This is a genomic window from Massilia sp. Bi118, from assembly GCF_918697865.1.
GTDB lineage: Bacteria > Pseudomonadota > Gammaproteobacteria > Burkholderiales > Burkholderiaceae_D > Telluria.
The window spans coordinates 39,182-57,487 of sequence record NZ_CAKKMV010000024.1; the positions used below are offsets into that span (position 1 = coordinate 39,182).

Consider the following 18,306-nt stretch of genomic DNA (forward strand, 5'->3'; position numbering starts at 1 on the left):
TCTATCCATCAATATGCGGGAAGCTGCGCGGCAGGATCAGGCTGAAGGTGGAGCCGGCGCCGACCTGGCTCTCCACTTCGACCCGCCCGCCGAGCAGTTCGGCCAGCTTGCGGCACAGCGGCAGGCCGAGTCCCGTGCCCTTGCTGCGGCGCTGCAGCGGGTGCTCGATCTGGCTGAATTCTTCGAAAATCAGTTGCAGGTTGTCCGGGCTGATGCCGATTCCGGTGTCGGTCACCGCAAAGGTGATGGTATCGCGCTCGCGGTCCCAGTGGGCGCGCACGCGGACCGCGCCCTGCTCTGTGAACTTCAGCGCGTTCGAGATGAAGTTGCGCAGCACCTGGGAGATCTTGCCCTCGTCCGACTCGAAGGCGTCCTCGACCTCCGGGGTCTCGAACACCAGCTCGACGCGCGACTCGTCCACCAGCGGGCGCAGCATGCCCTTGAGCGCGCGGAACAGGTTCTCGGGCACCACCGGCGCCAGCTGCAGCTCGACCTTGCCGGCCTCGATCTTGGCCAGGTCGAGCAGGTCGTTGACCAGTTCCGACAGGTCGTTGGCGGCCTTCTCGATGAACTTCACCTGGCGCTCCTGCTCCGGGGTCAGGTCACCGTCCAGGCGCGCCAGCAGCAGCCCCGCCAGCGCGCGGATCGAGGACAGCGGCGTGCGCAGCTCGTGGCTGGTGTTCGACAGGAAGCGCGACTTCATCTCGTCCGCCTTGCGCAGGCGCTCGGCCTTGTCTTCGATCTCGGCGTACAGCGCGACGATGCCGCGGTTGGTGTCTTCCAGTTCGCGCGTCAGCTCCAGCAGGTCTTCCTGGCGTTCGCGCAGCTCGGCCAGGGTGGCCACCAGCTCCTGGTTCTGCTGGTGCACCTCGAGGTAGCTGTTGGCGACCGGGCTGTCCTTGGCCAGCTGGGCGCCCAGCTCCGCCAGGCGCGCCCCGTCGACCCAGGCCTGGAGCGGCACCAGCTTGCACATCGTGACCGTCGGCGCGCCATGGGCGTCGGCGCCGATGATGCACTCGTCCATCAGGCGGTGCGCCGTCACCACCGCGTCGTCCGGCAGGGTCTTGCCCGACGAGGCGCCGCCGGCGTTGATCGTCATTTCCAGGCACTGGCGCTTGGCGTCGTGGTCGCGCAACTGAAAGACCGCGCGCCCGCCGAAGCCCAACTGGCAGGCGCCGCGCGCGACTTCCGACACCGCGGTCGCGATGCGCACTTGGTCCTGCTGCGAAAAGCCGAGCAGCTTTGACACCTGGCGCGCGCGCTGGCGCACCAGCACCACGTCCTGCTCGCCCGACAGGCCGACATTGAGAATCCGTTGTGTATTCATGCGTGCTCCTCGCGGCGCCGGCCGACCAGCACCAGCGCATCGTCGCGGCCGCGGACGAAGTCGCGCATCAGGATGCCGGCCACCAGCACCGGTGCGCGCCCGTGCAGGCCGGGATACGCGTTCAGGTCCCACTGGGTCTGCACGCCGTCCGAATGCATGATGACCAGCGCGCCCGGCGGGCACTCGGCCGAGAATTCCTGCACCTTGCGCATGTTGGCGCCGACGATGCCGTTGTGCGATACCAGCGCGCGGCGCGCGGCGCCGTCGTGGACCACGCAGCTGACGTTGCCGATGCCGGCGAAACGCACCTCGTTGCCCGAGTAGTCGATGCGCGCCACCGACAGCGCCGCGCCGCGCGTGATGCGCAGCGCCTCGTGCGCGGTGTGCAGCACCTCGGACGGGCTTGAAGCCGGCCGGCGCTCGAGCGCGTGGACGGCCGCGCGCGCGGCCTTGGCCGCTTCCGGGCCGTGGCCCAGGCCGTCGACGCCGAGCAGTGTGGCGCCGTCGAGGTCGCAACTGGCGGCCCAGCCGTCGCCGCTGGCTTCTTCGCCGGCCAGCGGCACGTACAGCGCCCCGACCTCGATCCCGCAGGGGACCGGCGGCGGGCTGCCGCGCCACAGGCGCATGAAGAAAGCGGCGCCCTTGCCGGGCATGGACCAGACGTCGAATTCGTCGGACTGGCGCTGCAGCGCGCCGAGGCCGTTGCCGGCGGTGCCGGCGGTCGAGACGCCGTCGCGCAGGCTGGCCTCGAAGTCCAGGATGCCGGGCCCCTTGTCGATTGCCAGCACGTCGATGCCCGCCATCGCCGCGCCGGATTGCGCGCGCATGACGTAGAGCGTGCCGTCGGCCGCGTGCTTGAGGATGTTGGTGCCGGCCTCGGTGATCACGATCGCCAGGCGGCCCGCCTGGACGTCGTCGAAGCCCAGTTCGTCGGCCAGCTTCTGGCCGGCGCGCCGGGCGGCGGCGATGTCACTGGCGTGATTGATCGGGAAGACGAGTTGCGGGTGCAGAGAACTGATCAGCGTTTCCATTTGACGACAGACACTGCCGTGCCCTCTCCCGGACGGGAATCGACCTCGAACTCGTCGACCAGGCGCCTGGAACCGCCCAGGCCGAGGCCCAGGCCGCCGCCGGTCGTGTAACCGTCGCGCAGGGCCATGTCGAGGTCGGCGATGCCCGGCCCATTATCCACGAAGATCAGGCCGACCCCGCGTTTGAATCCATCTTCCAGCGCGTCGAGATGCACTTCGCCGCCGCCGCCGTACTTGATCGTGTTGCGCGCCAGTTCGCTGGCGGCGGTCACCAGCTTGGTCTGGTCGACCAGCGACAGTGCGATCGCCACCGCGCGCTCGCGCACGTGCTTGCGCAGCCCGACCACGTCCTCGTCGGAACGCAGGGGCAGCGTCAGGCGCGCCGTGCGCAGCCGGGCATTCAGCTCGAGCAGCGCGGTATCGTAAGCCACTGTGGAATTGAGAGCCGCGCTCATCAAAAATGGGTCTTTCCTAACAGGGTCATGCCCTTTTCGACGTTCAGCGCCGTCTTCACGCCGTGCAGGGTCAGGCCAAGCTCCACCAGCGTGATCGCAACCGCCGGCTGCATGCCGACCACCACGGTCTGGGCGTCCAGCACCCGCGCCATCGCGGCGGTGTTGCTGATCATACGCCCGATGAAGGAGTCGACCAGGTCCAGCGCCGAGATATCGATCAGCACGCCCTTGGCATTATCGCGCACGATGCGCTCGGTCAGGTCGTCCTGCAGGGTCATGGCCAGGCGGTCATGCATGTCGACCTGGATCGTCACCAGCAGCAGGTCGCCCATGCGGAGAATCGGGATGCGTTCCATGCGGATCTCAGCCCTTCTTCACGATCGCGGTGCCGGTGCGCTCGAGCGCGACCACGAAGGCGTCGGCCAGGCTGGCCTTGGTGGTCACGTCTTCCAGGTTGACGCCGAGGTGGACGATGGTCTGGGCGATCTGCGGGCGGATGCCGCTGATGATGCAGTCCGCGCCCATCAGGCGGGCGGCGGCGATGGTCTTCATCAGGTGCTGGGCGACCAGGGTGTCCACGGTCGGCACGCCGGTGATGTCGATGATCGCGATGGCCGCGCCGGTATCGACGATCTTCTGCAGGATGTTTTCCATCACCACCTGGGTACGCGCCGAGTCCAGGGTGCCGATCAGCGGCAGCGCCAGGATGCCGTTCCACAGTTTCACGACCGGGGTCGACAGCTCCAGCAGTTCCTGCTGCTGGCGCACGATGATCTGGTCGCGCGCGCGCTGGAACACTTCGATGGTGTACAGGCCGAACTTGTCGAGCAGCGAGCTGATGACCCAGGAAGCGTTGGCCAGGACCGCCGGCTCGCTGGCGAAGCCCGCGTTCAGTCGCGTGAACAGCGGCTGCTTGAGCGAGAAGACGAAGGTTGCGGTTTCGCTCGGGGTCGAGCCGCCCTTGGCGCGCGAGGAGGAGATTTCGGACAGGATGTCGCGCGCTTCGTCCCAGGAGCGGTGCTCGATGTTTTGCAGCTCACCGCCGCGGGTGCCCTTGGCGAAGGCGGTCAGGAATTGCTGGCAGTGCCTGCGCAACTGCTCCTTCGAGACCACGTTCGAGCGGACCGTCAGCGCTTCCAGCTGCGCCACCCATTCCGCGCCGATATCGGCCTCGTGCTCCTGGATGATCTGGCTGATGCGGGTCGCGTAGTCCTGAGTGGTCATCTTGCTTTCCTTTGTCTTGGAAGGTGGTTAAGGCCCTTTCAATGTTGCAGCTAGGGCCATTCTGTTAAATGGCCCACTATACCATTCATTTCCCAATTGCTACGGCACGTTTGCATTGCGCGCGCCGGCTTCGTGCTGCGTTGAACGCGAGCACGCAAATGGATTTGGTGGAAGTGAGCGGGATGACTCGGTTTTCCCGGGACACGGGGATTAGGTGCCCAGGATTTGAGGGATATGATTGTACTAAGATTATCCGATTTGAGCAGCAGTAATTTGTATGCATGTCGCTAAATTTGCTGCGTATCGAACCAGGCGCGCCACCCGGCAGTGTTACAGTCGGACATGCCTGAGCATTCGATGGGAAACTTACATGAGTCTACAAAACCTGGCGGACATCGGCAGTCTCGACGAGGCCAAGCCGGACCGCGCCGACATCCAGCGACTATTGGACGCAGCCGAGCGCAACCTGGATGATGCCGGCGTTACCGCCATCAGCAACGAAAACCGCTTCGACGCCGCTTACAAGTGCGTCATGCAATGCGCCATCGCCGGATTGCTTGCGAACGGCTACCGCACTTCGACCAGCAAACCCGGACATCATCAGACCGCGATCCAGTCGCTGCAGATTTCGATTGGCCTCGACAAGAGCACCGTGGTGAAACTCGACGATTTGCGGCAGCTTCGTAACTGCGACGATTATGAAGGTGCGCCGGTCAGTGCCGGTGCGGTGGAGGATGCGCAGAGGCATGCCGGTGCGCTGCTCGACCATTTCAAGGGCTGGCTCAGGGAGCATCATCCGGAAATGGCTTGATGTGTGAAAAGTTCTCCCGATGCAGAATGGGGCATCGAGATATGCTTAACTCTGCTTGTCCGGCACAGGTGGGACCAGAATGACTTCGCGAACTTTTCCGCTATTTTTATCCGTGATGAAGACCCACAGATAGCCGTGGCCATACTCCGTCGTCACCGCGCGCGGCCCAACGAGATAGGCCGGATATTCGTCGTAATCGTAGTAGCCTGTCGAAGGCCCAAGCAAATCCTTCACCTGTTTAGCGGTAAGCTCGGTAACGGCATGTTTGCCGAGGAAGGACGCGATCATTTGACCGCGCTCTTCCTGGGTCCCAGCCCTCCATGCTTGCGCAGTAAATTCTCGTGCACCCAGCTTTTTCGCCTGCTTCTCGATGGATTCACCCGAACATCCAGATAGCACAGCAATCGATAACACGGCCACAGACAGGAAACGCATCTTCGCCCTCATTCGTCGAGCACTTTAAGCTGCCCTGAGTTCAATGCAGCCATGCATCGATGACTCAAGGCAAAGTCCGATCCTTTGCTCCGGGATGAAGACGCTAACTCCTGAGGTCGATTTGACCTGACAAGTCTTCCACAGCGTTACTGCACCATATTGCCGCGCCTCAACGGCTCGGCCACCCAATCAACTAACGCCATCACTTTCGCCGTAAGCTCGCTCGCGATTCGATCGAAAATAAAAAACCGCCAGGCTCACGCACTGGCGGTTTTTATTGAGCCAGCCGCCGAAGCGGCCAAAGCAGGCAGAATTACTGCGCAGCACCCGCCGCAGCATCGTCCGCGGCAGCAGCCTTCATCGACAGCTTCAGGCGGCCGCGCTCGTCGGTCTCGAGGACCTTCACGCGCACTTGCTGGCCTTCCTTCAGGTAGTCGGCGACGGCGTTGACGCGCTCGTTGGCGATCTGCGAGATGTGCAGCAGGCCGTCCTTGCCCGGCATGACCTGCACGATGGCGCCGAAGTCCAGCAGCTTCAGCACGGTGCCGTCGTAGGTCTTGCCCACTTCGACCGATGCGGTCAGCTCTTCGATGCGGCGCTTGGCTTCCTGGCCGGCGGCGGCGTCGACCGAAGCGATGGTCACGATGCCTTCGTCGGTGATGTCGATCTGGGTGCCGGTTTCTTCGGTCAGCGCGCGGATGACGGCGCCGCCCTTGCCGATCACGTCACGGATCTTTTCCGGGTTGATGCGGATGGTGATCAGGCGCGGGGCGAAGTCCGACAGCTCGGTCTTCACGGTCGGCATGGCCTTCTGCATCTCGCCCAGGATGTGCTGGCGGGCTTCCTTGGCCTGCGCCAGCGCCACCTGCATGATTTCCTTGGTGATGCCCTGGATCTTGATGTCCATCTGCAGCGCGGTGATGCCCGAGGTGGTGCCGGCGACCTTGAAGTCCATGTCGCCCAGGTGGTCTTCATCGCCCAGGATGTCGGTCAGGACCGCGAACTTGCCGCCTTCCTTGATCAGGCCCATGGCGATGCCGGCCACGTGCGCCTTCATCGGCACGCCGGCGTCCATCAGCGCCAGGCAGCCGCCGCAGACGGATGCCATCGACGACGAACCGTTCGACTCGGTGATTTCCGAGACCAGGCGCACCGAGTAGCTGAAATCTTCCGGGTTGGGCAGCGCAGCGACCAGCGCGCGCTTGGCCAGGCGGCCGTGGCCGATTTCGCGGCGCTTCGGGGTGCCCACACGGCCGGTTTCGCCGGTGGCGAACGGCGGCATGTTGTAGTGCATCATGAAGTCGTCGGTGTACTCGCCCATCAGCGCGTCGATCTTCTGGCTGTCGCGGCCGGTGCCGAGGGTAGCAATCACCAATGCCTGCGTTTCACCGCGGGTGAACAGGGCCGAACCGTGGGTACGCGGCAGGACGCTGGTGCGGATCTCGATCGGGCGCACGGTGCGGGTGTCGCGGCCGTCGATGCGCGGCTCGCCTTCCAAGATCTGCGAACGCACGACCTTGGCTTCCATGTCGAACAGGATGTTGCCGACTTCGGCTGCATCGGCGGCGATGCCTTGCTCGGTCAGGCCGGCCATGACTTCGCCCGACAGCGACTTCAGCTTCTGCTGGCGCGCCGATTTTTCGCGGGTCTGGTAAGCGTCACGGACCTTGGCTTCAGCCAGTTGCGACACCTGGGCGATCAGGGTTTCGTTCTTCGGTGCCGGGCTCCACTCGACTTCCGGCTTGCCGCCTTCTTCGACCAGGGCGTGGATCGCGTCGATCACGGCCTTCATCTGCTCGTGGCCGTAGACGACCGCGCCCAGCATGACTTCTTCCGACAGCTGCTGCGCTTCCGATTCGACCATCAGCACGGCGTGCTCGGTACCGGCGACAACCAGGTCCATCTGCGAGGTCTTCAGCTGGGTGGTGGTCGGGTTCAGGATGTACTGGCCATTGGCGTAGCCGACGCGGGCGGCGCCGATCGGGCCGCTGAACGGGATGCCGGCCACGCACAGGGCGGCCGAGGCGCCGATCATCGCAGGGATGTCCGGATCGATTTCAGGGTTCACGGACAGGACGTGGATGATGACCTGGACTTCGTTCAGGTAACCTTCCGGGAACAGCGGGCGGATCGGACGGTCGATCAGGCGCGAGGTCAGGGTCTCCTTCTCCGACGGACGGCCTTCGCGCTTGAAGAAGCCACCCGGGATCTTGCCGGCGGCGTAGCTCTTCTCGATGTAGTCGACGGTCAGCGGGAAGAAGTCCTGGCCCGGCTTGGCGTCTTTCTTCGCCACCACGGTTGCCAGGACGACGGTGTCCTCGACCGACACGACGACGGCGCCGCTGGCCTGGCGAGCGATTTCGCCGGTCTCCAGGGTCACGGTGTGATCGCCGTACTGGAAGGTTTTCGTAACTTTGTTAAACATGGGTAATCCCTTTCTATTTGCCGACAGATTTTCAGGCGCTGTCGTTCACCTCACCACAGTTTTCGTTTTTGGAATTCGGGGTCAGACCCCATTCTTTTAACTTCGGGGTCTGACCCCGAATTCCAAAAACGAAAACAAAAAATGCCTGCGGCAGTCGGGCTGACGCAGGCATTTCGTGATCAAGCCGTTTGGCTCAATGCGTAGATTACTTACGCAGACCGAGCTTGGCGATCAGATCGCGGTAACGGTTCAGATCCTTGTTCTTCAGGTAAGCCAGCAGGCTCTTACGACGGTTGACCATCATGATCAGGCCGCGGCGCGAGTGGTGGTCTTTCTTGTGTTCCTTGAAGTGACCGTTCAGTTCGTTGATGCGTGCGGTCAGCAGTGCAACCTGGACTTCCGGGGAGCCGGTGTCTTTGTCGCCACGTGCGTTGTCGGCGATGATGGCTGCTTTGTTGATGTGTTCTACGGACATGATGTTACCTTTCACATGCGGTGCAAGAGTCGGAACCCAGCGCACCGTGAGTTATCAAAAACCTGGCCTCGAAAGCCAAGACCGGGAAGTATAGGCGAAAACCTCGGGTGAGGCCAGTGTTTCGTGGACTTCGCTACAATGCATTGCATCGACATTGTTTTTTTGACACTCATGAAAACATCCAACTACGCCCTCGTCCTGGCCCTTGGCATGGCCCTCTCCGCCTGCGGCCATTTGATGCCCAAGGCGCCCGCCGCCGGCACGCCGCTGGCCGAGGTCACGGCGAAGCTCGGCAAGCCTAGCGCCGTGTATCCGGAACCGGACGGCGGCCAGGTGCTCGAATACCGCGGCCAGCCCATGGGCCAGTTCCAGCACATGGCGCGCTTCAAGGCCGATGGCACGCTGCTATCCTACGAACAGGTGCTGACCACCGAGAATTTCGCCAGGATCGAGCCGAATCGCTGGACCCGCGATGATGTGCTGCGCAACTTCGGCCGCCCGGCAGAGGTCGTGCGCTCGCGCCTCGAGGACGGCGAAATCTGGTCCTACCGCTACAAGGAAAAAGGCGTGTGGGATTCGCTGATGAACGTGGACTTCAATGCCCGCGGTACGGTGCTGCGCGTCTTCAACAGCGCGGACCCGCTGCTCGACGACCGTTTCAAGGGACTGTGAGGATGCGATGTCTTACCTGATGAGAAGCTGCGCGCTGGCGGCGCTCGTGCTGTCGCTGTCGGCCTGCGCCCCACTGTTCCGCCAGCCGCCGCCCATCGGCGCTTCGGTGGGCGAAGTCACGGCGGCGCTGGGCCAGCCGGCCGCCAGCTATCCGCTCCCGGACGGCGGCCAGGTGCTCGAATACCGCGGCCAGCCCATGGGCCAGTTCCAGCACATGGCGCGCATCGGGCCGGACGGCCGCCTGCTCTCCTTTGAACAGGTGCTGACCAGCGAGAATTTCGCGAAGGTGAAGATCGGCCAGTGGACCAAGGACGACATCCTGCGCAACTACGGCCGCCCGGCCGAGATCTCGCGCGTGGCCTTCCACAACTACGAAGTCTGGTCCTACCGCTACAAGGAAGCGGGCGTGTGGAATTCGATGATGAGCGTGCACTTCGACCAGAACGGCGTCGTGCAGCAGATGCTCAACGGCCCGGACCCGATGTACGACGACCGTTTCCGGCATCGTTAAGTCATCTTTAAGCCGCCGGTGAGGAAGTGTGAGAAATCCGCCCATGCGGATGGCTATACTCTTCCGCATGGACCTTGCCTACCGCACACCCGTCTCCGATCGCCGTTATGGACTGCTGCTGACTGTCCTCGTGCACGTGGCACTGGTGATCGGCTGGCAGGCGGCGCGCAACTTGCCCGCGCCCGCGGCACAGCCTGACGGACCGCGCACCCGCATCCTGTGGATTCCGCTGCAGCTGCCCAAGCTGAGGCAGCGTGAGCCAGAGCCAGAGCCAGAGCTGCAGCCGGCAGCGCCGCGCAGGGAGGCCACGGCGCCGGGCCTGCATGCGCGCCCTGCCCTCCCACTGCCGCCGCTGCCTGCCGTGACGGCCTCGCCGGCGCCGGCCGACAGCACCACGCCTTCGACGGCGCCCACCGCAAACGCGGACGCATCGCCGCAAGTTGCACCGCAAAAAGCCAGCGCCGCGCAGATCCTGCAGCAGGCCAAGCGCGACATCGGCAGCATCGCCAAGGCCCTGCGCAAGGAGAACAATCCGTATATCGCCGCGCCGCTGGACAGCCCCGTCATCCGCATGCAGCGCGGCATGGAGCAGGCCCACGCGCTGGCGGCGCCGCGCCTGTGGGAAGCGCCCAAGGTGGAGGAACTGGTGAACAACACCGGCGACGGCGCCCGGCGCACGCGCGTCATCACCGGCAACGGCACTTACTGCGTTACGGAGCGCGCGACCAATACCGATGTCGAAATGATCGAGCATCACGGCAAGCTGCGCCTCACCAACTGCCCGACGCACGAGGAGCCGGCGAAGCAGCAGACCTGGCGCACCTTGCGCGATTAAAAAAGATCAGCGCCGCTCGCTCGGATCGATCGGCTCTTCCTCGGTCTGCACGATGCTGACCGGCTTGCCCTTGGCCAGGCGCCACAGGTAGACCGCGTAGCCCGACAGGCCATACACCACGAACAGCGGCCACAGCACCTTTGGCGGGTCGATTGCCAGCAGGGCGAAGAACAGCGCGATCAGGAACACCACGATGAAGGGCACCGACTTGCGGAAGTTGACGTCCTTGAAGCTGTAGAAAGGCACGTTGGTGACCATGGTGATACCGGCGAACAGCGCCAGTCCCCACGAGATCCAGTCGACGCTGCGCGCGCTGACGTTGATGTCCGGGTCGGTCATCATCATCACGAAGCCCACCACCAGCGCCGCCGCGGCCGGGCTGGGCAAGCCCTGGAAGAAGCGCTTGTCGACGACTTCGATGTTGGTGTTGAAGCGGGCCAGGCGCAGCGCGGCGCCGGCGCAGTAGACGAAGGCGGCGATCCACCCGAGTTTGCCCAGGCCGCGCAGCGACCATTCGTAGATCACCAGCGCCGGCGCGGCGCCGAAGGAAACCATGTCGGACAGCGAGTCGTACTGGGCGCCGAATTCGGACTGCGTGTTGGTCAGGCGCGCCACGCGGCCGTCCAGGCCGTCGAGGACCATGGCGATGAACACGGCCCAGCAGGCGTGGTCGAAGCGCTGGTTCATCGCCATCACGATCGCGTAGAAGCCGCCGAACAGGGCGGCGGTGGTGAAGGCATTCGGCAGCAGGTAGATGCCGCGGCGCGGACGGCCGCCGGCATCGGCTTTGCGGGGAGCACGGCTGAAGCGGCTGAAGCGGCCGAAGCGGCCCGCCTTGGGCGCGCCGTTTTTTCTGCGGCGTGGGAATGTTGGCATAAGTATTGTTATTCGGAAACTGCGCACGCGGGCGCGGATGACGCCATTATATGGGCGCGCGCGGCAGTTAGCGAACCGATACTGTTACCGGAATTTCACCTTGCCCACCAGGCGCATTTCCAGGCGGGTTTCGCCGGGCTCGAAGCTGGGTTCCGGGGTCTCGGCCATATCCGCGCGCTTGCCGCGCATCATCGCCATCGGCGCGGCCGCCATCTCGGCCTGCCCGCCCGCGTAATGGCCGCTGCCTTCGAAATCGACGGTGTCGATCACGGCGTCGTTCACATTACGCCCCATCGCACGCGCGATCGAGCCGATGCGCTCGTTCAGGTTGCGGTAGGTGGCGGCAATGCGCTCATCGTCGAGCTTGCGGGTCAGCTCGGGGCTGAGGTGGTAGTCGATGCCGGTGATGCCGAGCACCTTCTGGGCCGCGGCGGCGGTCTTCGGCAGGTTCTCGAGATTGCGCGTCTTGACTTCCAGGTACTGGCCGGCGCGCCAGCCGATCGGCACGCGGCGCGCAGCCTGGGTGGCCAGCGGGCGCTGCGGATTGTCCGGCACCTCCGGATACACCGGGTAGCTGTAGTAATTGACGGTCTTCAGCTCGGCGCGCGGATCTTCGCGGCGCACGATGTCCGTGCCCTGTTTCATCTTCTGGTTCACGCGCGCCTGCGCGGCGGCGCGGTCCTTGTCCTGCTCTTCGACCGAGAAGGTGACGGTGGCTTCGTCGTTGGCGTGCTTCACTTCGCCATAGGCCGGGACGATGATCAGGGTGCCGCTCGTTGTTGCGGCCGCTACCGGCGTCGTTTGCGCCTGGGCGTTCAGTGCCAAGGCGAGGCTGGCGGCGAGGATGAGGCGGGATGGGCGCATTGTGGTTCTCCTGTTGGGTTGCAGGGGGAACGATAGCGCTTTTTGGGGGAGGTGGGGGATGGATGTAATGGACTTTTGCAAATGGTTGCATCTCATTACGTCGTTCCCGCACCTACCCGTCGTTCCCGCGAAGGCGGGAACCCAAGTTCACGTAGCGAAGCCGGACAAATCGGCATCTAGCTGGCCTGTCCGGCTTCCGGTAAAAACTTGGGTTCCCGCCTGCGCGGGAACGACGAGGTAGTAGCCGAGCTTAGTTCTTCGACTGATCCACCAGCTTGTTCTTGGCAATCCACGGCATCATCGCGCGCAGCTTGCCGCCCACCTGTTCGATCTGGTGCTCGGCGTTCAGGCGGCGGCGCGAGATCAGGGTCGGGGCGCCGGCCTTGTTCTCGAGGATGAAGGACTTGGCGTATTCGCCGGTCTGGATGTCCTTCAGGCACTGGCGCATCGCGTTCTTGGTGTCTTCGGTCACGATGCGCGGGCCGGTCACGTATTCGCCGTATTCCGCGTTGTTCGAGATCGAGTAGTTCATGTTGGCGATGCCGCCTTCGTAGATCAGGTCGACGATCAGCTTCAGCTCGTGCAGGCACTCGAAGTAGGCCATTTCCGGCGCGTAGCCCGCTTCGGTCAGGGTCTCGAAGCCGGCCTTGATCAGCTCGACGGCGCCGCCGCACAGCACGGCCTGCTCGCCGAACAGGTCGGTCTCGGTCTCTTCGCGGAAGTTGGTCTCGATGATGCCGGCGCGGCCGCCGCCGTTGGCCATCGAATACGACAGAGCGATGTCGCGCGCTGCGCCCGACTTGTCCTGGTAGACGGCCACCAGGTGCGGCACGCCGCCGCCCTGCTTGTAGGTGTTGCGCACGGTGTGACCCGGGGCCTTCGGTGCGATCATGATGACGTCGAGGTCGGCGCGCGGCACGACCTGGCCGTAGTGGACATTGAAGCCGTGGGCGAAGGCCAGCACCGCGCCCTGCTTGATGTTCGGCTCGACGTTTTCCTTGTAGACCTGGGCGATATTCTCGTCCGGCAGCAGGATCATCACGACGTCCGCGGCCTGCACTGCCTCGTTGACTTCGGCAACCTTGATGCCGGCCTGCTCGACCTTGTTCCAGGACGCGCCGCCGCGGCGCAGGCCGACGGTGACGTTGACGCCCGATTCGCTCAGGTTCTGGGCGTGGGCATGGCCTTGCGAGCCGTAGCCGATGATGGCGACGTTCTTGCCTTTGATGAGGGAGAGGTCGCAGTCTTTGTCGTAGAAAACTTTCATTTTGTATCCTGTGTTTTGGTGTGTTTGGTTGGTGGGCACGGGGTGCCCACCCTACATTTCATGGCGTAGGGTGGGCTCCCCGAGCCCACCGCAACTTCAAACTTTCAATATGCGCTCGCCGCGGCCGATGCCGCTGCCGCCAGTACGCACCGTCTCGAGAATCGAAGCCCGGTCGATCGCATCGATAAAGGCATCCAGCTTGGACTTCGCCCCCGTCAGCTCGATCGTGTAGGTCTTCTCGGTCACGTCGATGACGCGGCCGCGGAAGATGTCGGCGGTGCGCTTCATCTCTTCGCGCTCCTTGCCGACCGCCCTCACCTTGATCAGCATGAGCTCGCGCTCGATGTGCTGGCCTTCGGTCAGGTCGACCACCTTCACGACTTCGATCAGCCGGTTCAGGTGCTTGGTGATCTGCTCGATGATGTCGTCCGAGCCGGTGGTGACGATGGTCATGCGCGACAGCGTCGGGTCTTCGGTCGGCGCCACCGTCAGCGTCTCGATGTTGTAGCCGCGCGCGGAGAACAGGCCGACCACGCGCGACAGGGCGCCCGCTTCGTTCTCGAGCAGGACAGAGATAATGTGGCGCATTACAGGTCCTCCGAGCTCAGCAGCATCTCCGACAGGCCCTTGCCCGTCTTGACCATCGGCCAGACGTTCTCGCTGCGGTCGGTGATGAAGTTCATGAACACCAGGCGGTCCTTCATGGCGAAGGCATCGCGCAGCGCGCCCTCGACGTCGCCCGGCTTCTCGATGCGCATGCCCACGTGGCCATAGGCCTCGGCCAGCTTCTCGAAATCGGGCAGCGCATCCATGTAGGACTCGGCATAGCGCGAGTTGTAGTCGAGCTCCTGCCACTGGCGCACCATGCCCAGGAAGCGGTTGTTCAGGAGGATGATCTTCGGCGTCAGGTGGTACTGCTTGCAGGTCGCCAGTTCCTGGATGTTCATCTGGATCGAGCCCTCGCCCGTAACGCAGGCGACCGTCGCGCCGGGGTTCGCCATCTGCACGCCCATCGCGTACGGCAGGCCCACGCCCATCGTGCCCAGGCCGCCCGAATTGATCCAGCGGCGCGGCTGGTTGAACGGGTAATACTGCGCGGCCCACATCTGGTGCTGGCCGACGTCGGAGGTGACGAAGGCGTCGCCGCCGGTGACCTGCCACAGGGTCTCGACCACCGACTGCGGCTTGATGACTTCGTCGGACGGCGCGTACTTCAGGCATTCGCGGCCGCGCCATTCGCCGATCTGGCCCCACCACTTCTGCAGCGCCTGCTCATTCGGTTTCTGCTCGGCCGCGTCCAGCTGGGACAGCAGCTCGACCAGCACGTCCTTGACGTTGCCGACGATCGGGATGTCGACCTTCACCCGCTTCGAGATCGACGAAGGATCGATGTCGATGTGGATGATCTTGCGCGGATTGCTGGCGAAGTGTTTCGGGTTGCCGATCACGCGGTCGTCGAAGCGGGCGCCGATCGCGACCAGGACGTCGCAATGCTGCATCGCCATGTTCGCTTCATAGGTGCCGTGCATGCCCGGCATGCCGACGAAGTGGCCGCTGGAGGCGCGGTAGGCGCCCAGGCCCATCAGCGTGTTGGTGACCGGGTAGCCGAGCTTGTCGACCAGGCGGTTCAACTCGTTCGAGGCGTTCGCCAGGATCACGCCGCCGCCGGTGTAGATCATCGGGCGCTCGGCGGCCAGCAGCAGCTGCACGGCCTTGCGGATCTGGCCCGCGTGGCCCTTGTCGACCGGCTTGTACGAGCGCATCTCGATCTCGCGAGGATAGTCGTACAGGGCCTTCTGCATGCTGATGTCCTTCGGGATATCGACCAGCACCGGGCCCGGACGGCCGGTACGTGCGATATAGAAGGCTTTCTTGATCGTCGCGGCGACGTCGCGCACGTCCTTGACGAGGAAGTTGTGCTTGACCACAGGCCGGGTGATGCCGACCGTGTCGCATTCCTGGAAGGCGTCCTGGCCGATCGCGTGGGTCGGCACCTGGCCCGAAATCACCACCATCGGAATCGAATCCATATAGGCGGTGGAGAGGCCGGTGACGGCATTGGTGACGCCCGGACCGGAGGTGACGAGGGCCACGCCGACCTGGTTCGAGCTGCGCGAATAGGCGTCGGCCGCGTGGATGGCCGCCTGCTCGTGGCGCACCAGGATATGCTGGAATTTGTCCTGCTTGAAGATGGCGTCGTAGATATACAGGACGGCGCCGCCGGGATAGCCGAAGACGTGTTTGACGCCCTCCTCGGCCAGGCAACGGACCAGTATTTCAGCGCCCGTGATGGGAACTGCCGTGTCGTGACTCATTACGTTTTCCTTTCAAGACCCATAGGGAGATTGATCGGATGCTCGTTCCTGACGAGATACGTGTCACGCGACAGCGCTCATGCTTCCCTTCTTTCTGCGGTCACGTCGATCTTTCGGCTGCCGGCAGGCAGCGTACGAACCGGCGCTGGGCGCAAACTCGTTTGGCGTGAGTTTCTGTCAGCGGAATGCGTGTCTCTCGCGCTTTTGGCGCGGGTTGGAGCAAACTGCCTACATGTGAAAGCGCGTCATTCCTGGCGCGGCGGGATATGCCGTACCGGATGACCTTGGGCTTCGGGGTTGCAAAGCGTTCCATACCTTACTGCGTTGCACCATTTAGGTCAAGAACAATTATGCGGTTCCGTTCAGGCAGAATTCGCGGCAGCCCGGACGCAGGCGCAGCAATTCGGCATAGGCCTGCAAGGCGGGATAATCCGGGCGCTCCATCGGCGTCATCAGCCAGCGGTTGAGCGACAGGCCCAGCACCACGTCGGCCAGCGAGAAATCGGCGCCTGCCACATACGCACTGGTTTTGGCCAGCTGGCCCGCGAGTATGCCCATGTGCCGGTTCCACTGCGCGATGCCGGCCTCGACCTGGGACTGGTCCGTGTGCGCCGGGCTGTTGCGGACCAGGGCCATGAAGGCGTAGCGCCAGGAATTGTTGAGCTCAGTCGCCTGCCAGTCCATCCATTGCTCGACGCGGGCGCGGGCGCCTGGTGCGGCCGGCAGCAGGGCGGCGTCCGCGCCATAGCACCCCGCCAGGTAACGGCAGATCGTGTTCGACTCCCACAGCACGACATCGCCGTCGACGAGCACCGGCACCATGGCGTTCGGGTTCAGCGCCAGGAAGTCCGGCTGCCGGGTCGACCGGAAGCCCGAGCCCCAGTCTTCGCGTTCGAAAGCCAGGCCGAGTTCGGCGCAGGTCCACAAAACCTTGCGGACATTGATCGAACTTGCCTTGCCGAGGATGCGCAACATGAGGGTCCTTTCGCGATGCTTGATCGAATAATCATAGTCGAGCCGCGCGCGGGGCGCCTGTTTTCAGTGCGCTCAGCCGTTATTTTTGCTAGGATTCGGGGGTTTTGCTACCCTTCATCGCATGGCCACTGACAAAGAACTAAACGACTTCCTCGAGAGTGTGGAACGGCGCGCCTTCAAGCAGGCTGCGTATGCCGTCCGCAAAGACGAGGCAGCGCTGGACATTGTTCAGGACGCCATGATCAAGCTGGCCGAGAAATACGGCGACAAGCCCATGGCCGAACTGCCGATGCTGTTCCAGCGCATCCTGCAGAACACCATCCTCGATTATTTCCGGCGCGAGAAGGTCCGCAATACCTGGGTCAGCCTCTTCGGAAACCTGGGCCGGCGCGGCGAAGACGACGACGAGGACTTTGATATACTCAATTCCTACGAGGCCGAGGAAGGAACGGCCGCCGCCGAATCCAGCGCAGATCAGGTCGAACGCGCCGAAACGCTGCGATTGATCGATGAAGAGATACAAAAGCTCCCGGCGCGTCAACGGGAAGCCTTCCTCATGCGTTACTGGCAGGACATGGACGTGGCCGAAACGGCCCAAGCGATGGGATGCTCCGAGGGCAGTGTGAAAACGCATTGTTCTCGCGCTACGCATTCCCTGCAAAAAGCCCTGGAGGCCAAGGGAATTAAATTATGAATACCGACGACATCAACCTGGCGTACAAGGTCCGCCACGCCCTGAACGAGAACCTCGAGAATCTGCCGGCCTCGACCACCGACCGGCTGGCCGCCGCGCGCGCCCTTGCCCTGTCGCGCAAGAAGGCGGACGCGCCCCAGTCCCGCAAGCAGGCGCGCTTCGATGTCGCTTCGCTGCTCGGCATGCAGTGGGTGCGCGGCCTTGCCGTGGCCGCGCCGCTGCTGGCGATGGTCATCGGCCTGGCCGGCGTCTATCAGAGCCAGCACGAGCAACGCGCGGCCGAGCTGGCCGACCTGGACGCCGCCGTGCTGTCCGACGACCTGCCGCTCACCGCCTACACGGACCACGGCTTCAACGCCTACCTGGCCGAGCAACAGCAGCAAGCCCCGCAACGCGCTCAGTAAGGCCCAGCTTTGATGACGGCAAACAAGGGTAAAGTCGCTGCCGCCGGCGCCGCAGTCGTGTTCGCCGGCATTCTGCTGATGTTCAGCCAGCAGCACGACCGCATCGCCATGCCGGATGGCGGCAACGGCGCGCCCGTCGCCAACGCCGCCGATACCGCGCCGCACGCAGGCAAGCCCGGCGCGCCCGCTGCGCACAAGACCGGCGACAAGCCGCTGTGGCGCTCCCTGACGCCGCCCCAGCAGCTGGTCCTGCGTCCGCTGCAAGGCGAGTGGGACCAGATGGATGGCGTGCGCAAGCAGAAATGGCTGCAGCTGGCGAACCGCTTCGCCGGCATGAAACCGGAAGAACAGCAGCGCGTGCAGGAACGCATGCGCGAATGGGCCAGGCTGACCCCGGCCCAGCGCGAGCTGGCGCGCGAGACCTATGCGCGTGCGCGCAAGATCGCGCCCGAGCAGAAGACCGCGAGCTGGGCCAGCTACCAGCAGCTGCCGGAAGAACAGAAGAAAAAGCTGGCCGCCTCGGTGGCCGGCCGCAAGAAAACTTCCGTGGTGCCGAGCCAGGCCAACGGCAAGGTCGTGGCGCCGCTCGGCCAGGGTGCGACCTCCTGCCCCGCCGGCACCATGAAGAACAGCGTCTCCGCCACGCCGGCCTGCGTGACCGTCCCGAGCACGCCGCAGCAACCGTCGCCGGCCGTACCGGCGCCGCAACC

Annotated in this window: 21 protein-coding genes; 7 read left to right on the top strand and 14 right to left on the bottom strand. The window is 64.1% G+C overall.

Annotation, left to right across the window (positions count from 1 at the left end; all coding sequences use genetic code 11):
• Position 1: 1 nt before the first annotated feature.
• From LQV39_RS24745 to LQV39_RS24765, 5 genes are read right to left on the bottom strand one after another with little or no spacing between them, the layout of a single operon-like run.
• Positions 2-1,327 (bottom strand): sensor histidine kinase, encoded by a 1,326-nt coding sequence (locus tag LQV39_RS24745; protein WP_230029850.1) that lies wholly within the window; start codon positions 1,325-1,327, stop codon positions 2-4.
• The gene (locus tag LQV39_RS24750; protein ID WP_230029851.1) at positions 1,324-2,358 is read right to left on the bottom strand and encodes a SpoIIE family protein phosphatase; all 1,035 of its coding nucleotides are present in this window, start codon (positions 2,356-2,358) and stop codon (positions 1,324-1,326) included. Before LQV39_RS24750 ends, LQV39_RS24745 begins: the two co-directional genes overlap by 4 nt.
• Positions 2,346-2,813 (bottom strand): anti-sigma regulatory factor, encoded by a 468-nt coding sequence (locus tag LQV39_RS24755; RefSeq protein ID WP_230029852.1) that lies wholly within the window; start codon positions 2,811-2,813, stop codon positions 2,346-2,348. Before LQV39_RS24755 ends, LQV39_RS24750 begins: the two co-directional genes overlap by 13 nt.
• Positions 2,813-3,169 carry an STAS domain-containing protein gene (locus LQV39_RS24760; protein ID WP_230029853.1) on the bottom strand — a complete coding sequence of 119 codons (357 nt, stop codon included), beginning with the start codon at positions 3,167-3,169 and terminating at the stop codon, positions 2,813-2,815. The genes LQV39_RS24755 and LQV39_RS24760 overlap by 1 nt, the downstream gene beginning before the upstream one ends.
• A 7-nt stretch (positions 3,170-3,176) precedes the next feature.
• Positions 3,177-4,037: an STAS domain-containing protein gene (locus LQV39_RS24765; protein WP_230029854.1), complete on the bottom strand. Its 861-nt coding sequence runs from the start codon at positions 4,035-4,037 to the stop codon at positions 3,177-3,179.
• 370 nt (positions 4,038-4,407) lie between these two features.
• Between LQV39_RS24765 and LQV39_RS24770 the strand changes: the two genes are divergently transcribed.
• On the top strand, positions 4,408-4,848 hold the full coding sequence (locus LQV39_RS24770; protein ID WP_230029855.1) for a DNA-binding protein: 441 nt from the start codon (positions 4,408-4,410) through the stop codon (positions 4,846-4,848).
• Positions 4,849-4,893: 45 nt separating this feature from the next.
• Here the strand turns inward: LQV39_RS24770 and LQV39_RS24775 are convergent, their stop codons facing one another.
• From LQV39_RS24775 to rpsO, 3 genes are all read right to left on the bottom strand, one after another.
• On the bottom strand, positions 4,894-5,283 hold the full coding sequence (locus LQV39_RS24775; protein ID WP_230029856.1) for a hypothetical protein: 390 nt from the start codon (positions 5,281-5,283) through the stop codon (positions 4,894-4,896).
• 313 nt (positions 5,284-5,596) lie between these two features.
• A complete protein-coding gene (gene pnp / locus LQV39_RS24780) occupies positions 5,597-7,708 on the bottom strand; it encodes a polyribonucleotide nucleotidyltransferase (protein ID WP_230029857.1) in 2,112 nt (703 codons plus the stop codon).
• Between the two features lie 205 nt (positions 7,709-7,913).
• Positions 7,914-8,183: a 30S ribosomal protein S15 gene (gene rpsO / locus LQV39_RS24785; RefSeq protein WP_047826294.1), complete on the bottom strand. Its 270-nt coding sequence runs from the start codon at positions 8,181-8,183 to the stop codon at positions 7,914-7,916.
• 171 nt (positions 8,184-8,354) lie between these two features.
• Between rpsO and LQV39_RS24790 the strand changes: the two genes are divergently transcribed.
• The 3 genes from LQV39_RS24790 to LQV39_RS24800 are packed head-to-tail and all read left to right on the top strand — an operon-like array spanning position 8,355 to position 10,201.
• A complete protein-coding gene (locus tag LQV39_RS24790; RefSeq protein WP_230029858.1) occupies positions 8,355-8,855 on the top strand; it encodes a hypothetical protein in 501 nt (166 codons plus the stop codon).
• 7 nt (positions 8,856-8,862) lie between these two features.
• Positions 8,863-9,366, top strand: a complete 504-nt coding sequence (locus tag LQV39_RS24795; RefSeq protein ID WP_230029859.1) for a hypothetical protein — start codon at positions 8,863-8,865, stop codon at positions 9,364-9,366.
• Between the two features lie 49 nt (positions 9,367-9,415).
• Positions 9,416-10,201, top strand: coding sequence for a hypothetical protein (locus LQV39_RS24800; protein ID WP_230029860.1), 786 nt, complete (start codon positions 9,416-9,418; stop codon positions 10,199-10,201).
• A 6-nt stretch (positions 10,202-10,207) separates the two neighbouring features.
• On the opposite strand, the gene pssA is transcribed toward LQV39_RS24800, so the two are convergent.
• From pssA to LQV39_RS24830, 6 genes are all read right to left on the bottom strand, one after another.
• A complete protein-coding gene (gene pssA / locus LQV39_RS24805; RefSeq protein ID WP_230029861.1) occupies positions 10,208-11,077 on the bottom strand; it encodes a CDP-diacylglycerol--serine O-phosphatidyltransferase in 870 nt (289 codons plus the stop codon).
• Between the two features lie 84 nt (positions 11,078-11,161).
• Positions 11,162-11,941, bottom strand: coding sequence for an SIMPL domain-containing protein (locus LQV39_RS24810; RefSeq protein ID WP_230029862.1), 780 nt, complete (start codon positions 11,939-11,941; stop codon positions 11,162-11,164).
• A gap of 250 nt (positions 11,942-12,191) precedes the next feature.
• The gene (gene ilvC / locus LQV39_RS24815; RefSeq protein WP_230029863.1) at positions 12,192-13,208 is read right to left on the bottom strand and encodes a ketol-acid reductoisomerase; all 1,017 of its coding nucleotides are present in this window, start codon (positions 13,206-13,208) and stop codon (positions 12,192-12,194) included.
• Between the two features lie 96 nt (positions 13,209-13,304).
• Complete coding sequence (gene ilvN / locus LQV39_RS24820) at positions 13,305-13,796, bottom strand: acetolactate synthase small subunit (protein ID WP_230029864.1); 492 nt, start codon at positions 13,794-13,796, stop codon at positions 13,305-13,307.
• Complete coding sequence (locus LQV39_RS24825) at positions 13,796-15,523, bottom strand: acetolactate synthase 3 catalytic subunit (protein WP_230029865.1); 1,728 nt, start codon at positions 15,521-15,523, stop codon at positions 13,796-13,798. The genes ilvN and LQV39_RS24825 overlap by 1 nt, the downstream gene beginning before the upstream one ends.
• Before the next feature lie 348 nt (positions 15,524-15,871).
• Positions 15,872-16,498 carry a glutathione S-transferase gene (locus LQV39_RS24830; protein WP_230029866.1) on the bottom strand — a complete coding sequence of 209 codons (627 nt, stop codon included), beginning with the start codon at positions 16,496-16,498 and terminating at the stop codon, positions 15,872-15,874.
• Positions 16,499-16,619: 121 nt separating this feature from the next.
• On the opposite strand from LQV39_RS24830, the gene LQV39_RS24835 reads away from it, so the two are divergent.
• The 3 genes from LQV39_RS24835 to LQV39_RS24845 form a co-directional block, all read left to right on the top strand.
• Entirely contained in the window at positions 16,620-17,192 is a 573-nt protein-coding gene (locus LQV39_RS24835) for an RNA polymerase sigma factor (protein WP_230029867.1), read from the top strand.
• Positions 17,189-17,596, top strand: a complete 408-nt coding sequence (locus tag LQV39_RS24840) for a DUF3619 family protein (protein WP_230029868.1) — start codon at positions 17,189-17,191, stop codon at positions 17,594-17,596. Before LQV39_RS24835 ends, LQV39_RS24840 begins: the two co-directional genes overlap by 4 nt.
• A gap of 12 nt (positions 17,597-17,608) precedes the next feature.
• Positions 17,609-18,306: DUF3106 domain-containing protein (locus tag LQV39_RS24845; protein ID WP_230029869.1), on the top strand; the 698-nt coding region annotated here is incomplete at its 3' end.

What these genes read in the sequence shown, in the direction of transcription:
- pnp (WP_230029857.1), bottom strand. Translation starts at nt 7,708, where the DNA reads ATGTTTAACAAAGTTACGAAAACCTTCCAGTACGGCGATCACACCGTG.
- LQV39_RS24770 (WP_230029855.1), top strand. Translation starts at nt 4,408, where the DNA reads ATGAGTCTACAAAACCTGGCGGACATCGGCAGTCTCGACGAGGCCAAG.
- rpsO (WP_047826294.1), bottom strand. Translation starts at nt 8,183, where the DNA reads ATGTCCGTAGAACACATCAACAAAGCAGCCATCATCGCCGACAACGCA.
- pssA (WP_230029861.1), bottom strand. Translation starts at nt 11,077, where the DNA reads ATGCCAACATTCCCACGCCGCAGAAAAAACGGCGCGCCCAAGGCGGGC.
- LQV39_RS24745 (WP_230029850.1), bottom strand. Translation starts at nt 1,327, where the DNA reads ATGAATACACAACGGATTCTCAATGTCGGCCTGTCGGGCGAGCAGGAC.
- LQV39_RS24825 (WP_230029865.1), bottom strand. Translation starts at nt 15,523, where the DNA reads ATGAGTCACGACACGGCAGTTCCCATCACGGGCGCTGAAATACTGGTC.
- LQV39_RS24765 (WP_230029854.1), bottom strand. Translation starts at nt 4,037, where the DNA reads ATGACCACTCAGGACTACGCGACCCGCATCAGCCAGATCATCCAGGAG.
- LQV39_RS24800 (WP_230029860.1), top strand. Translation starts at nt 9,416, where the DNA reads ATGGCTATACTCTTCCGCATGGACCTTGCCTACCGCACACCCGTCTCC.
- LQV39_RS24750 (WP_230029851.1), bottom strand. Translation starts at nt 2,358, where the DNA reads ATGGAAACGCTGATCAGTTCTCTGCACCCGCAACTCGTCTTCCCGATC.
- LQV39_RS24790 (WP_230029858.1), top strand. Translation starts at nt 8,355, where the DNA reads ATGAAAACATCCAACTACGCCCTCGTCCTGGCCCTTGGCATGGCCCTC.
- LQV39_RS24755 (WP_230029852.1), bottom strand. Translation starts at nt 2,813, where the DNA reads ATGAGCGCGGCTCTCAATTCCACAGTGGCTTACGATACCGCGCTGCTC.
- LQV39_RS24810 (WP_230029862.1), bottom strand. Translation starts at nt 11,941, where the DNA reads ATGCGCCCATCCCGCCTCATCCTCGCCGCCAGCCTCGCCTTGGCACTG.
- LQV39_RS24775 (WP_230029856.1), bottom strand. Translation starts at nt 5,283, where the DNA reads ATGCGTTTCCTGTCTGTGGCCGTGTTATCGATTGCTGTGCTATCTGGA.
- LQV39_RS24830 (WP_230029866.1), bottom strand. Translation starts at nt 16,498, where the DNA reads ATGTTGCGCATCCTCGGCAAGGCAAGTTCGATCAATGTCCGCAAGGTT.
- LQV39_RS24795 (WP_230029859.1), top strand. Translation starts at nt 8,863, where the DNA reads ATGTCTTACCTGATGAGAAGCTGCGCGCTGGCGGCGCTCGTGCTGTCG.
- ilvC (WP_230029863.1), bottom strand. Translation starts at nt 13,208, where the DNA reads ATGAAAGTTTTCTACGACAAAGACTGCGACCTCTCCCTCATCAAAGGC.
- LQV39_RS24760 (WP_230029853.1), bottom strand. Translation starts at nt 3,169, where the DNA reads ATGGAACGCATCCCGATTCTCCGCATGGGCGACCTGCTGCTGGTGACG.
- ilvN (WP_230029864.1), bottom strand. Translation starts at nt 13,796, where the DNA reads ATGCGCCACATTATCTCTGTCCTGCTCGAGAACGAAGCGGGCGCCCTG.
- LQV39_RS24835 (WP_230029867.1), top strand. Translation starts at nt 16,620, where the DNA reads ATGGCCACTGACAAAGAACTAAACGACTTCCTCGAGAGTGTGGAACGG.
- LQV39_RS24840 (WP_230029868.1), top strand. Translation starts at nt 17,189, where the DNA reads ATGAATACCGACGACATCAACCTGGCGTACAAGGTCCGCCACGCCCTG.